Genomic DNA, 13,551 nt, shown 5'->3' on the forward strand with positions numbered 1-13,551 from the left:
ACGGGCTCGCTGCAGCGATCGATCGATCAGTCCGGCCGGGCGGAGGGAGCGTCTGCGACGGGCGAGGGCGCCTCGGCGGGGCCGGCGTCGGCGAGATGGATCGCGGGACGGTTCTCGTTGCCTCCCCGCTCGCGCCACATGAGCGCCAGGTAGAGCACGGCGGAGATCACGAACGCGGGCACCGTCGCGCCGATCGGGCTCGGCCACACGTAGGTGAACAGGGCGGAAGTGATCGCGCCTACCACCCACACGCCGATCGCGATCCAGTTGACGCCGCCGTGATACCAGTAGCGGCCCGCGCGCGGCAGCAGCAGATCGCGGGTGTACGTTCCGCGTTTGACGACGTAGTGGTCGACGATCATGATCGCGAAGACCGGAACGAAGAAGGCGCCGATCACCGTCAGGAACGTCGTGAACTTATCGAGCAGTGCGAGCCAGGTCGAACCGGCGATCGACACGATGCCGATGACGAGGGCGACGGGCAGGAAGCGAATGCGGCTACCGCTGCGAGCGTTCACGACGGAGGTGGTCATGCCGTAGACGACCATCGTGTTCGTCGCCATGACCGACACGAAGATGACGATCGCGATGGGTGCCCCGAACGCGTCCACGAGCACGCCGGGGTCGAACGCGACGGCGTCGCTGCCCCGCAGGATCGCGTACCCGATCGCGGTCGCCCCGAGCGACATCGACACGACGGTCGACAGCGTGTAGCCGAGTCCGGAACCGAGCACGCCGGCTCGTTGGGAGCGTGCCAGCCGATTGAAGTCCGCCGACAGGACGGTCCAGGAGATGGCCGTCGCGAAGACGATGTCGAAGGCGACGACGGGGGTCATGCCGGCCTCCGCGTCGATGGGGATCGCCTGGAAGTCGCTCGGCGCGAAGGTGCTGAACACGGAGACGAACACCCACGCGATGATCGCGAGCATGAGCACCGCGAGCCACGGCTCCACCTTCGCGATGCCGGTGTGGCCGAGGATGGCGAGGACGACGACGGCCGCCTCGCACAGCACTGAGAACAGGATCGGGTTCGAGAATCCCGTGAGGCCGGCCACGAAGTGGTTCACGGTGACGCCCGCGAGCATCGCCTGCACCCAGCTCCAGCCCATGAGCACCAGCAGGTTCGCCGCGACCGGGACGAAGCTGCCCCGTGTCCCGAAGGCGCCGCGCGTGAGTGCCATGGTCGGCAGTCCGGTGCGAGTGCCGATGTTGCCGATCGTCGTGAGCACGATCGCGCCCCCGAGCGTGCCGAGCAGGATCATCCAGAGCGTCGTCCCGTAGTCCAGGCCGGGAACGAACAGCGTGCCGGTGAGCAGCGTCGTGACCACGAGGTTCGCGGCGAGCCAGATCATGGCCATGCGTCCGGTACCGAGATGACCGCGAACGGGTCCACCGTCCTCGGCGTTCGCTTCCAGGTTCGCTTCCAGGCGGCGATAGAGGTTCACGAGACGGCCTCCGTCGGCTGCTGCTCGGGCATAGTCGAGAGGTGCTCGTGCACCGCGACGAGTCGGTCGCCCTCGACGCGGAAGATGATGGACTCGCGTTCCGTGTATGCAGCCGTCGTGCCGTCGCCGTTGTCCACTCGGGTGCGCACGGTGTGGCTGAACACGGCCAGTCCTGGCGACGCCTGCACGAGTTGCTCGCGCGAGCTGCACTCGAGCACTCGCCAGCCGGTGTCGATCCAGCCCGCCCAGAGGGTTCGGTACTCGTCGAGCGTGTCGAGTCGGGTGGGTTCGGGGTGGAACACGAAACTCGCGTCGGGGGCGAACGCCGCGAAGTAGCGGTCGCCGTCGTTGGCCCGGAAGGCGTCGACGATGGCGTCGGCGGCGTCGCGGACCTCCTCCGGGTTCGGAGTGCGGGTCGACGTCATGTGGCTTCCTCTGGTCGAGTTCGGCACCGCTGAGGTGACCGGACAAGAAATCTTCGGGGGCTTCGGCTCGATGATGCGCGGGGCGCTGCGGAGGCTCGGCTCATCGGCCTGATTCGTGTGGTCGACGTCCTCGTCGGCCGGTTCGCTCACCCGCCGGGCAGGCGATGGGGTGATGGACGTCCTTGTCCGGGTTCTCGGGCGGGGCGACGGCGCACTCGCGTCGTCGCCCCGGCGAGTTCGGGGGCGCGGGGAGAGCGCGCTCACGAGTTCGTACACGACGTGCGACGCGGCGACCGCCGTGAGCTGGGCGTGATCGTAGGGCGGAGAGACCTCGACGACGTCGGCGCCGACGATGTTCAGCTCGGCGAGGGAGCGGATGATCTTCAGCAGTTCGCGGCTGGTGAGTCCTCCTGCCTCCGGTGTTCCTGTTCCGGGTGCGTGTGCCGGGTCGAGCACGTCGATGTCGATTGAGATGTAGAGGGGCGCGTCGCCGATGCGGTTGCGGATGCGTTCGATGGCGGTGTCCACGCCGTCGTCCTCGATGTCCTCCGTGCGGACGATGGCGAAGCCGAGTCGTTCGTCGTCGCGCAGGTCCTCGACCCCGTAGAGCGGTCCGCGGGTGCCGACGTGCATGCTCGCCGTGGTGTCGATGAGACCTTCTTCGGAGGCGCGTCGGAACGGCGTGCCGTGGGTGACCGGTGCGCCGAAGTAGGTGTCCCACGTGTCGAGGTGCGCGTCGAAGTGGAGGACGGCGACGGGGCCGTGCTCCGTCGTGACGGCGCGCAGCATGGGGAGGGCGATCGTGTGGTCGCCGCCGATGACGATGGCCCGTTCGGCGTGCGCCCGCAATTCGAGGGCCTGCCGTTCGATGTCGGCGACCGCTTCCTCGATGTCGAAGGGGTTGACGGTGAAGTCGCCTGCGTCGACGACCTGCTGGGTCGCGAAGGGGGACACGTCCTGCGCCGGATTGTAGGGGCGGAGCAGGCGTGAGGCCTCGCGCACGTGTGAGGGGCCGAAACGTGCGCCGGGGCGGTAGCTCACACCGCTGTCGAACGGGATCCCGACGACGGCGATGTCGGCGTGGTCGACCTCGTCGAGTCGGGGGAGGCGGGCGAAGGTGGCGATGCCGGCGAACCTGGGGACGAGGCTCGCGTCGACAGGGCCGAGGAAGCCGTTCTCATTGACACGTGGTTGCATGTGGGACAACTCTCGATACTTAGTAGTAAACCTTCTGCGAGACTAGGTCCGTGCGCGGAGGCTGTCAACGACAGAATGGATCGCATGCGTCCCGTGCAAGCTGACCCCAACGACCGGCCCGTGGCGATCGGTGCGCGTTTGCGGAATGCACGAACGGCGCTCGGGCTCACGCTCGCGCAGGTGGCCGAGGCGAGCGGGGTCACCAAGGGGTTCCTCAGCCGGGTCGAACGCGACGAGACCTCGCCGAGCGTCGCGACGCTCGTCGGGCTCTGCCAGGTGCTGTCGGTGCCGATGGGGGCGCTGTTCGTGGAGCCCGAGATCCAGGTCGTGCGCGCCGGTACCGCCCCGCGCATCAACCTGGGCGGGCGGGGCGTGACGGAGCACCTCGTCTCGGCGCGCTCGGAGTCGGAGCTGCAGATCGTGCGATCGACCATGGCGGCGGACGCCACCGGTGGTGACGAGCTCTACACCATCTCGAGCACGGTCGAGGTGCTGCTCGTGCTCTCGGGTGAGATCGTGGTCCGGTTCATCGATCGCGAGATCGAGTTGTCCGCGGGTGATTCGATCACCTTCCCCGGCCGTGAACCCCACAGCTGGCGGACCGGCGCGGAGCAGGGCGCCGAGGTCGTCTGGTGTCTGTCGCCCGCCGCGTGGCGGGGCACCGTGTAGCTCGCACTCGATCCGTCACCCCGGGGCTGCCGGGCGGTCTGCGGGACGCCCGCGCAATGAGGCGGCGTGCGCTGCGCGCCGGGTGGGGTGCCACCGAGCGAGGGGCGGTTGTCGAGCATCTTGACGTTGACGTAACGAGAAGCTCTACCGTTTCTCGCATGGAGTGGTCGATCCAGCACGCGGCCCGCCTGGCGGGCACCACGAGCCGAGCCCTGCGGCACTACGACGAGCTCGGCGTGGTGCCGCCGAGTCGAGTCGGACGCAACGGGTACCGCTACTACGACGAGCGTGCACTCGTGCGGCTCCAACGCGTGCTGCTGCTGCGCGGACTCGGGCTGGGGCTCGCGCAGATCGCCGGTGTCCTGGCGGACGAGGACGACGAGGTGTCGGCGCTGACCACCCATCTGTCACTCCTCCGGGAGGAGCAGGACAGGCTCGCCAGGCAGATCGCCGCGGTCGAGCACACCATCACCGCATTGACGGGAGAGGAAGAACTCATGGCAGAGACCATGTTCGACGGCTTCGAGCACACCGAGTACAGGGACGAGGTCGAGCAACGCTGGGGGAGCGACGCCTACGCACGCTCGGACCAGTGGTGGCGGGGCCTGAGCGACCGGCAGCGCGGCGACTGGAAGGCTCGGGCGCACCAGCTCGGCCGGGACTGGATCGCCGTCGCCGACTCCGCCGAGCTCACGCCCGACTCGCCCGAGGCCCAGGAACTCGCGCGCCGGCACGTCGACTGGCTCCGCAGCGTTCCCGGCACGCCGGCCGCCGATCCGGACGGCGACCTCGCGGGCTACGTGCGCGGGCTGGCGGAGATGTACGTGTGCGATGCGCGATTCGCGGCGAACTACGGCGGCGCCGAGGGAGCAGTCTTCGTGCGCGATGCGCTGCTGGCCCACATCGATCGGATCGAGGGGACGGGCGACCCCAGCGGGGTCTGAATCCACGTCGACGGACGCTGCACGCCCGTCCGCCGGCCCGGGCCGGTCGGGGCATGTGCCCGGCGCGGGCGCTCGCCCGTCGTCCAGTCGACGATCACAGCCACGGCCGCCGGTTCCACGAGCCGACGGTCTTCGCCCGGCGCCGTCACTCCGGTCAGCGTGCTCGGCACGTCGCGGTCATCGAGCGCGTCGCGCGCCGCCCCACTCTGCGATGAGGTCGGCCCGCAGCGTCGAGGCCACGATCCATCGAATGCTGATGACGTGTCCGATGGTGCCGCCGTCGGTCGCGCGGCAAGGACGAGACCGAGCGCGCAGTTGCGCGTGATTCTTGATGCCGGGCAATGCGATCTGCACGCCGGACGGCCCGGCCGTCTTGCGCTGTCGTCCGTGCCCGGGAGGGACGATCCCGTGGACGCAACGAAGCGTTGCGGGAACAGGCGACCACGGGTCGAGAGGCTCGTTTCCGCGTGGAATCAAGGCATCCGCGAGGATGCCGAGTCCGAGTGCGAGGCCGACGACCCTCTGATCGGCGCGTCAGCCGAACCAAAGAAACGACCTCGAACACGCCTCACCGACGAGGAAGTGGACGCTATGCGAACAGCCCGCGCGCAGGGCGTCAGCGTGATCGTGCTCGCACGCCGGTTCGGTGTGCATCGGGGCACGGTGTGGGCGAAGACACGCAAGGGCTGACGAGGGAGGCAACCCGTGAACTCATCTCATAGACGCGCGCGCTGCCACCCCGCCTGTGTCGCTCCTCACCGATACCCTTGAAACTCCCAGGGCGATGCCGAGCCCGCACACAAGGGAGGTGTCACGATGCGCGTTGAGTCCGCCACGGTCAGCAACTTTCGTTGCGTGATCGACAGCAGTCAGTTCGAGGTGGAGCCCGACAAGACAATTCTCGTAGGCATCAACGAGGCGGGTAAGACCGCTCTGCTGAAGGCGTTACAGCACGCCAGCCCCACCGATGACACCGCCTCGATCGACTGGCTCTTCGACGCGCCCGCGGCCATGGTTGACGACATCCGCCGGAAGAACCTTGACCCGGCAACGCTGGCTGTGGCCCGCGTCGTGATGCGACCGGAGCCGAAAGACCTAGCCGGTCTGAGCCTGCCAGAAGGCTCCGATGACATCCGGCTCGTCATGACCGCCTGGATGAACAAGAAGCGGACCTATTCGGTGACAGGGCTTCCCTCGGCGCCAACCATGGGTGATGCCGAGAAGGCGATCCTCCGCCTCGCGGGCGCGATGAACAAGCAATCCGACGAAGATGCGAAGCAAGTCGCCAAGGCGATATCGGATTGGAAAGACGCACAAGCCTCAGATGCCGCGATCAGTGGCGAGGTAGCCGCTGGACTGAAGACGCACCTTGATGCAGCATTGCCGTTGTTCGCAGAGGGGTCTGCCGCCGAGACCCATTGGGATGCGCTGAGCGGAGTGCTCAAGAGTGCTCTTGCGCGCGACAAGATCGGCAAGCACCTAGCGGATCGCATGCCTCCTTTCGTCTACTACTCCTCGTACTTCGCGGTCCGCCCGCGCATTCACCTCAATCGGTTGGCCGAGCGCGAAGCGTCTGGAGAAATCGACCTGGACTACGACTTCGGGAACTTGCAACTGCTAAAGTTCCTGGGATTCACCGCCAAGGAACTCTCCGACATGGCATCCGAAGCGCCCGAGAAGGGGCACAACTACGACAATGATGTCAACGTCCAGAATCAGTACAAGCAGGAGTTGGCCGCCCACGAACGCCGCGTCACTGAGCGAAAGAGGGCGCTCCAGACGGCGGGAGCGCGGCTCACTGAGGAGATTCGGAGAGTCTGGAACGACGATAGGCTGACCATTCGTTTGGATGTAGATGGCCAGTACCTCCAGACCTTGGTCGAGGACGAGCTCGGCATTCCCGTCGAGTTGGATCAGCGGAGCGAGGGTTTTCGCTGGCTCGTCTCGTTCTTTGTCGTCTTCCATGCCCAGGCCAAGGACGATCTGAAGGACGCGATCCTCCTTCTGGACGAGCCCGGCCTGAGTCTCCACGCCCTGAAGCAGCAGGAGTTCCGCAAGACGGTCTCGCGGCTCGCCGAGGGAAACCAGATTCTCTACACGACCCACTCGCCCTTTATGGTCGGCTCGGACGAACTCGATCTAGTTCGCATAGTCGAAATGACCGATCGGAAGACGGGCACGAAGGTCCACACCCGTCTCGCAGTCGATGATCCGAAGTCGATCTACCCCCTCCAGGCGGCTTTGGGCTACGACCTCGCGCAGAGCATGTTCACACACCAGAAGAATCTGGTGGTCGAAGGCGTGACAGACCTGCTCTACGTCGAAGCCCTGAACTCGGCATTCGCCGCGCAAGGCGGTGCCACGCTAGACGACGGAATAGCGCTCGTGCCGGCGGGTAGCGCCAGCAAGGTCGTCTACTACAGCACGATTCTCACCAGCCAAGATTTGAAAGTTGCCGCGTTGCTGGACTCGGACGCCGCCGGGGACAAAGCCGCGGAACAGGAAGCCCTCTGGCAGCTCCTTACCAACAAGCGCATCCTCCGAACCGGCGATCACATCACCGGGGTTCAGCGAGCCGAGATTGAGGACCTGCTTCGTGTCAGCCTCGGCCTCGTTGCGCGAGACGAGTGCGGATGGGACAGTGTCGCTACGATCGCAGCACAATCGCAGCGGCCGATCATGGAGATTCTGGCCGACGAACACACCGGAGTATCGAAGTGGAAGCTTGCTCGCGCTTTCGTCCGATGGCTCGCTACCAATGGCGCTGACGCTTTGACCGGCGATGAGCAGAGGTCCTGGGCGTCGCTCGTCGCAGCCGCGAACAGGTCGCTCGCATAGGCGAGTGACTGACTCTTGCAACGACAGACGCTCACTCAATAGCTTAGCTCGATCTGACAAGGAAGCGGGCGCCGTACGTACGGTCCCGCAAGTGCGGCATCAGCGTCACCACTTTGACGAGCAGTTCGGCGTTCACCGTGGCACCGCCTGGACGAAGACTGGTGTTAGCTGTTGAGGCGAGGCGCGTACTCATGATCCTGATGGCTGACAAAGCGCTGAGGGTCGTTGCTCGCGATCTCCGCGACTGCGTTGCCAAACTTGTTTACACGGTCCGCCAGGTAGGTGGAGAGCGACCCGGCAGACACGACGTCGATGTTGAACTGTCCATCGACCTTTGCCGACTTGATCTCGCGGGTCACGGCAGCCCATGGGACCTCAACGGCTTCAACATTCTCGCTCATGACGTCAACCGCGAATACTGGTGCAGAGGTGACGACTACGGGGTAATAGAAGTCGATGCTTGCCCATTCCTGATCTGGCCGGTGCATGACGTAGGAGGTCCTATTCGCCTGCGAACGAAAGTACGTCAACGCCTTTGCCAGCGGGTAGACCAATGACGTGAAGATCCCCCGGTTGTCCGCGAGCCAGGTCTGCTTACGGTCCAGGCGGGTCAGCTGAGTCCCGAGGAAACCGCCCTCCCACGGATTGCCTGGCAGCTTGTCGATCCCGAGATACTCACGAGCACGCGTGCAGTGAAGCTGCGCTCGACCGTCCCCAAGTTCCGTCCGCCCAGTCTCGACTGTCGGGAACCGGAAGTGTTGTTCCTTTCGGTCCCGCTCCAACTCGTAGCGGCTCGCGGGGCCGCCTACCACTACGTAAGGCATCGAACTCTGCTTGCACTCGGCAAGAACCCGAAGGCCGACGCTGAACGATAGTTCATCGTCGCGATAGAGCTGTCGATAGCCATGAACGTCTATCTCGCGTGATACGGTCGCGTCGTCTGGATCAGGAAACGCCTTACCCTGCATCACGTGGAATCCACCGGCGCCCAAAGCGCGAGCAGTGTCCTGCTCCAAGAGCCAACCAGCGTCGCGCAGGGCGGCCACAACTTCACCCGAAGTGGGCAAGGTCATCCGACGATCAACCATGGCTGCTCCGGTTCGATCCCTAGTTTGACGGCCAACTGACTCATTCGTATGGCCCGAGGAAGCGTTCGCCGTTGTAGTGGATCATGTGCGTGGGGTGGTCGGCGCACCAGACTTCGGATTCCCAGGCGATCTTGTCGACGTACTTGCGAAACTCTGCCCGGTTGGGGAAGCAGGAGACGTAGACGAGGCCTGCCGTTGACTGTGCGAACAGGCCGGCGAGTTCGGCTTGGCGTTTCGAGTCGACCGGGCCGTGTGAGCTTGCTGCTTCCAGGAGCACGAGCCAGTTGCGGTCGGGGAGGTAGATGACGAGGTCGGGCATCTTGCCGTGCTCATCGACCTCGACGTTGAGTGAGGACAGGGTCTCTCGTTCGAAGAGTGCCCACTTGTCGCCCGCGTCGCCGATGTAGAGCACTTGCCCACCGGGTGTGAAGCGAGGGCAGAAGTCTTCGACCATCGCTTTGAGGAGCACGTTCTGCCCGCCGGGCGAAAGGGTGAAGATCGAGCCGTCCGGGAGGGTCAGCGGGATGCGATCCATCTCGCGCGCAGCCGCGTAGCGTGCTTTGAGTCCGGGAAGGTCAGCAAGGTATCGGTCGGTTGCGGATTGCCAGGCGTCGGTGCCGTAGGCGCGCAGAACGTCCAGTGCCTCGGCGGTGACCTGGTAGTTCCACTTGGGTGAGTTCACAGGGCGTTGCGGCTCGTCAGGGTTCTGGACAACGAGTCGTGCTTCCACGAACTGGTGGAGTGTGAACCGTCGGACGGTCTCGCGAGTGTTCGGCGCGTAGTCCTTGCCGTACTCGTCGCGGATGAAGTCCATGATCGCCCGTGTTCCGAGCATCGGGTTGGCTGCCTCTGCCCATGACTCAGCGGGTGTGAGCCGTAGGAGGGCCAGGAGCACGAGCGCGGAACGTTCGTTGCTGCGCTCTGCATCCATGCCGAGCGTCTCCAGGGCGATGCGGGCATCTTCGACTCGTTCGTAGGCGTCGTTGCTCAGCTCGCTCATGCGGCAATCAACTCCATGACAAGAGAGTCGACCTCGACCTGCGACACGACGGCGTTCCGCCCGAGGCAACGCAGGGTCTCCATGCTTGGGAACCGCAGGGTGCGGAGATCGGTGGCGTTGACTTGAGTGTGGCCCGAGAAGGTGCGGAAGAACTTGTCGATTACCGACGAGTTGAGCCAGACCGAGATGCCTCTAGCGAGGTCTTCGTCCAGCCCGCGACCTCCGATGTGGAACACGTTGAGGTGGTTCTCGAAGGCCACTTCACCAGGGTTGTCGTTAGGCGACCAGACTGATGCCACGATCCGTCGGCGCTCTTCCTTCGCACTGAACCGTTTGACGACGGTGTACCAGCCCTCCGGGAGGATCATCGCCCGGTGTTTGTCGTCGATCGGTTGGAACCATTGAGGCTTGCGGATTGCCCGAGGCCAGAGCACTCCACCGTCCCGGAGATTGCCCGGATAGATCAGCGGTACCGCCTCCGGCAGTTCGACGCCGCTAAGCGCATGGCGTGAACGGAAGTCCACCACCCGCCCGGTCGACACCTGTACGCCAAGATCGGTCAGTGCGCAAGGCTGGGACAGCACCAGCTCGGCAACCCTGGTGTCCTCGACATCGGTTGCCAGTCGGATGAATCGGTTGGGGTCATCTGGGAAGACGACATCGTCGTAGGGTACGAGGCGCGACGCGATGTCGTCGGTGTGGTCGCGGCTGACCGAAAGCTCAACGACATCGGGACTAGCTCCCCGAGTTCCAGAGAAGATGACGTTCTCCTGAAGCACGCCCGTGTCGGCGAACACAGTCGAGCGGGAGTCGAAGACGTGTACCCGGTCAAGCGCGATGGAGTCGAGCAAGTGGGAGCGAAAACCGCCGAAGTACGGGCCGTTGAAGAATGATCGGGGTGTGATCGCAACAACCTGCCCACCAGGACGCAGCGCTGCGACAGACAGGGCAAGGAACGCAGCGTAGAGGTTCGGAGTATCGACTCCGGCGGCACGCATGGCGGTTCGGTGTGTGCTTGACGCCGCGAGCTTGCCGTAAGGCGGATTCTCGATTACTAGATCGAACTGTGCATCCAGACTGAGTGAGGCATCTAAGCCCGTGGAATCGAGAATGAAATCGGCCACGACGGCCTCCGCCACCACTCGACCTTCCCCAGCGCGCTCGCACTCGGCGAGGGTTGCCTGAAGGTGTGGCAGCATGGCAGGGTCTCGTTCGACTGCGACGATCTCTACCGACAACTCCGGCCGCTCTGTCAACACGCGGCTCACTAAAGCTGCGGTGAGCACGCCTGAGCCGGCTCCAGGATCGAGCACGCGCAGTGTGCCGGTCGATGGCAGGCTCGGCAGGGAGGCAATCAGCTGAGCGGCGGCGGCGGGGGTGAAGAACTGCCCCAGGTCGCTCTGCGTACGCGCGTCGAGGCCGCCGAGGGCGGCGACTCGCTCGACCTCGGCGATGCCTAAGAGGTCTGTCGCCAACACTCTCTCATCGTATCTGGGACCACCGACAGCGACCGGGGAGCACGCCGCGTGCTACTGGTCAATCGCTCCCATCGACGGATGCCGCCGGGTCATGAGCTGCATGTTGCGCCTGTGCTTGTTCCTCGGTGTCGACTCGTCGGGCGCGGCAGGGCGACGGTCATCGGCTGCTGCACGCTTCACGAGCGCCTCGTAGAGGACTTCGACGTTGTTGTAGAGATCCCAGAACCTTGGCTGGTCGGGGTTGAGTGCTTCGTAGTTCTCGTCGGCGACGTTGTCGATGAGCACCCACATGGCCTGGACGAGAGCATCGTTGTCGTAGAGCACAGCATCGATGCAGTCGCTCCTCGGATGAGGTACCTCGATGCGGCGCTCCCGCACCTCGGTGACGAGTCTCTCAACGATCTGCACCTTGACCGCGCCATCGCGGTGGGCGCGGCGGTCTTCGTAGGCGGCCTTGCGGCAGGCGGGCGAGCAGTACAGGCGCGGCCTGCCCGTGGACTTCACTTCCTTGAGCTTGGTGCCGCATCTGGCGCAGGTGGCGGGTAGCTCGACTCGGCGCTCGACACGCACGGTCCGGTCGCGGCGACGCTGCTCCGCTTGCTTCCGTTCACGGAGGCGTGCGGCCTGGTTGGCGTTGATCTCGCTGAGCAGCACGATCACGCGCTTCTGCTCCGCCCGCACCGTCGAGTCTGGTTCGTCCCGATCAACCGCGGCGAGCTTCTTGAGCACGCGCCTGTTGAGCGTCGGGAGTGCCATGGTGGCTTCGAGTAGCTCGGCTTCGGTGCCGGATTCGAGGGCGGCTACCCAGCGGGCGTAGCGGCCGTCGAAGTCGGTCGCTGTGGGGTCGTAGCGTTTGGTGGCCATGTTCTACGGTACGTCGGTTTCGTCACCGACGTAAGTGGCGATTCCTCGATCTGCAAGATGCGTGTCGTCTCAAACAGGGTCTGATTGATGGGCAGTAATCCGGCGTGGTGATCCGCGTTTGGGAGGTGCTGCGCACCTACTTGTCATGAGGACTGAGGATCGACGCCTGTGGCTACGTGTGACGCGGCGTGATGAGCCTGATCGTGCCAAGCTCATCGAGTGGGTGCTCGGAATCGCCGAGGCTCGGCACCGCGCATGGATCAACGGCGAGCCCGACCCCTACGGGCTCCCGCTGCCCGTCGGCATCGAACCCTTGACCTTGGGCGGCGCAGTCGGTGCCGGAAAATTTCCGGAACCGTCAGTCTCCCCGAAGCGCCGAGCGGTTCGGGGATCATGATCTCCACTACTCGAAGCGACCGACTCCGCCACGAAGGAGGCCCATCATGACCACCACGCTCACCACTGACGCCAGCACCGAGGAGGAAGCCCCGGTGCTGCTTGCGGTGTCCTACCTGCGTGTCTCGACAAGGGAACAGGCGGAGCGCGGCGGCACGGAGGAGGGGTTCTCGATCCCCGCCCAGCGCGAGGCCAACCAGCGCAAGGCCGAGGAACTCGGGGCGCGGGTCGTGCGGGAGTTCGTGGACGCGGGCGAGTCCGCCCGCTCGGCCGATCGCGACGGCTTGCAGGACATGCTCGCGTTCATCACCGCGACGCGGGTGCAGTTCTGCATCGTGCACAAGCTCGACCGGCTTGCCCGCAACCGGGCCGATGACGTGAAGATTCACGAAGCCCTCATCAACGCCGGAGTCACACTCGTCTCGGCGACAGAGTCCATCGACCAGACGCCCTCGGGGATGCTTGTCCACGGCATCATGTCGTCGATTGCCGAGTTCTACTCACGGAACCTCGCCACCGAGGTCACCAAGGGGCTGACGCAGAAGCTCGCACAGGGTGGCACCCCGATGCGTGCCCCGGTCGGATACCTCAACGTCCGCCGCACCGACGACCAAGGCCGAGAGGTTCGGACGGTCGAGGTCGATCCCGAGCGTGCGCCGTTGATCAGGTGGGCGTTCGAGACCTACGCCCAGGGCGAGAGCTCCGTGAGCGGGCTGTTGCGCGACCTGACGGCGCGGGGTCTGACGACCGTGCCGTCGCCGAAGCGGCCGTCGAAGCCGCTGGGGAAGAACACGCTCTACAAGCTGCTGACCAACCCCTACTACGCCGGAGTCATCCGCTACAAGGGCGCTCTGCATCCCGGAGCGCACGAACCGTTGATCGAGCCAACTCTGTTCTATGAGGTGCAATCGCTCCTGAAGGCCCGCAATGCGCAGGCGACCCGGCACGTGCAGCACGCCCACCACCTGAAAGGTCTGTTGCACTGCGGAAGTTGCGGGTCGCGGATGCTGCTGGACTTCGCCACCAATCCGCGCGGCACGACCTACGCCTACTTCGTCTGCTCCGGTCGAGCGGCGAAGAAGACCGCCTGCACCCGACGTGCGGTTCCTGTGCAGGTCGCGGAACGACTGGTCGAGGACTCCTACGCCAGCATCACGATCAGCGAAGACGACTACCAACACCTTGCCGCCGAGGTCGACGCGGCGTT

Annotated in this window: 10 protein-coding genes and 2 pseudogenes; 5 read left to right on the forward strand and 7 right to left on the reverse strand. The window is 65.2% G+C overall.

Annotated features, from left to right (window positions below; all coding sequences use genetic code 11):
• Positions 1 to 26 precede the first annotated feature (26 nt).
• From HNR16_RS02215 to speB, 3 genes and pseudogenes are all read right to left on the reverse strand, one after another.
• Positions 27 to 1,445 carry a purine-cytosine permease family protein gene (locus tag HNR16_RS02215; protein WP_225737749.1) on the reverse strand — a complete coding sequence of 473 codons (1,419 nt, stop codon included), beginning with the start codon at positions 1,443 to 1,445 and terminating at the stop codon, positions 27 to 29.
• Positions 1,442 to 1,870 carry a YybH family protein gene (locus HNR16_RS18020; protein WP_225737756.1) on the reverse strand — a complete coding sequence of 143 codons (429 nt, stop codon included), beginning with the start codon at positions 1,868 to 1,870 and terminating at the stop codon, positions 1,442 to 1,444. Before HNR16_RS18020 ends, HNR16_RS02215 begins: the two co-directional genes overlap by 4 nt.
• A gap of 243 nt (positions 1,871 to 2,113) precedes the next feature.
• A pseudogene (gene speB, locus HNR16_RS18025) lies at positions 2,114 to 3,067 on the reverse strand (agmatinase); the annotation flags it as partial.
• An 84-nt stretch (positions 3,068 to 3,151) separates the two neighbouring features.
• Between speB and HNR16_RS02225 the strand changes: the two are divergent.
• The 4 genes from HNR16_RS02225 to HNR16_RS02240 all read left to right on the forward strand — a co-directional run bounded on the left by HNR16_RS02225 (position 3,152) and on the right by HNR16_RS02240 (position 7,518).
• The gene (locus HNR16_RS02225) at positions 3,152 to 3,736 is read left to right on the forward strand and encodes a helix-turn-helix domain-containing protein (protein WP_158039414.1); all 585 of its coding nucleotides are present in this window, start codon (positions 3,152 to 3,154) and stop codon (positions 3,734 to 3,736) included.
• A gap of 158 nt (positions 3,737 to 3,894) precedes the next feature.
• The gene (locus tag HNR16_RS02230) at positions 3,895 to 4,680 is read left to right on the forward strand and encodes a MerR family transcriptional regulator (RefSeq protein ID WP_158039415.1); all 786 of its coding nucleotides are present in this window, start codon (positions 3,895 to 3,897) and stop codon (positions 4,678 to 4,680) included.
• Between the two features lie 408 nt (positions 4,681 to 5,088).
• The gene (locus HNR16_RS02235; RefSeq protein ID WP_158039416.1) at positions 5,089 to 5,370 is read left to right on the forward strand and encodes a helix-turn-helix domain-containing protein; all 282 of its coding nucleotides are present in this window, start codon (positions 5,089 to 5,091) and stop codon (positions 5,368 to 5,370) included.
• A gap of 126 nt (positions 5,371 to 5,496) precedes the next feature.
• Positions 5,497 to 7,518, forward strand: a complete 2,022-nt coding sequence (locus HNR16_RS02240; protein ID WP_158039417.1) for an AAA family ATPase — start codon at positions 5,497 to 5,499, stop codon at positions 7,516 to 7,518.
• Between the two features lie 164 nt (positions 7,519 to 7,682).
• On the opposite strand, the gene HNR16_RS02245 is transcribed toward HNR16_RS02240, so the two are convergent.
• From HNR16_RS02245 to HNR16_RS02260, 4 genes are read right to left on the reverse strand one after another with little or no spacing between them, the layout of a single operon-like run.
• The gene (locus HNR16_RS02245) at positions 7,683 to 8,606 is read right to left on the reverse strand and encodes a hypothetical protein (protein WP_158039418.1); all 924 of its coding nucleotides are present in this window, start codon (positions 8,604 to 8,606) and stop codon (positions 7,683 to 7,685) included.
• 40 nt (positions 8,607 to 8,646) lie between these two features.
• Positions 8,647 to 9,606 (reverse strand): BsuBI/PstI family type II restriction endonuclease, encoded by a 960-nt coding sequence (locus tag HNR16_RS02250; protein WP_158039419.1) that lies wholly within the window; start codon positions 9,604 to 9,606, stop codon positions 8,647 to 8,649.
• Positions 9,603 to 11,084: an Eco57I restriction-modification methylase domain-containing protein gene (locus tag HNR16_RS02255; RefSeq protein WP_158039420.1), complete on the reverse strand. Its 1,482-nt coding sequence runs from the start codon at positions 11,082 to 11,084 to the stop codon at positions 9,603 to 9,605. The genes HNR16_RS02250 and HNR16_RS02255 overlap by 4 nt, the downstream gene beginning before the upstream one ends.
• A 51-nt stretch (positions 11,085 to 11,135) precedes the next feature.
• Positions 11,136 to 11,948, reverse strand: coding sequence for a hypothetical protein (locus tag HNR16_RS02260; RefSeq protein ID WP_158039421.1), 813 nt, complete (start codon positions 11,946 to 11,948; stop codon positions 11,136 to 11,138).
• Between the two features lie 443 nt (positions 11,949 to 12,391).
• Here HNR16_RS02260 and HNR16_RS18030 point away from each other — a divergent pair.
• Positions 12,392 to 13,471: pseudogene (locus HNR16_RS18030) on the forward strand (recombinase family protein); the annotation flags it as partial.
• Between the last annotated feature and the right edge of the window lie 80 nt (positions 13,472 to 13,551).

Origin of the sequence: Pseudoclavibacter chungangensis, from assembly GCF_013410545.1 — a bacterium.
GTDB classification, from domain to species: Bacteria; Actinomycetota; Actinomycetes; order Actinomycetales; family Microbacteriaceae; genus Pseudoclavibacter; species Pseudoclavibacter chungangensis.

Bases quoted from the DNA above. Each gene is read 5' to 3' on its own strand.
- HNR16_RS18020 (WP_225737756.1), bottom strand. From the start codon at position 1,870: ATGACGTCGACCCGCACTCCGAACCCGGAGGAGGTCCGCGACGCCGCC.
- HNR16_RS02225 (WP_158039414.1), top strand. From the start codon at position 3,152: ATGCGTCCCGTGCAAGCTGACCCCAACGACCGGCCCGTGGCGATCGGT.
- HNR16_RS02230 (WP_158039415.1), top strand. From the start codon at position 3,895: ATGGAGTGGTCGATCCAGCACGCGGCCCGCCTGGCGGGCACCACGAGC.
- HNR16_RS02240 (WP_158039417.1), top strand. From the start codon at position 5,497: ATGCGCGTTGAGTCCGCCACGGTCAGCAACTTTCGTTGCGTGATCGAC.
- HNR16_RS02245 (WP_158039418.1), bottom strand. From the start codon at position 8,606: ATGGTTGATCGTCGGATGACCTTGCCCACTTCGGGTGAAGTTGTGGCC.
- HNR16_RS02250 (WP_158039419.1), bottom strand. From the start codon at position 9,606: ATGAGCGAGCTGAGCAACGACGCCTACGAACGAGTCGAAGATGCCCGC.
- HNR16_RS02260 (WP_158039421.1), bottom strand. From the start codon at position 11,948: ATGGCCACCAAACGCTACGACCCCACAGCGACCGACTTCGACGGCCGC.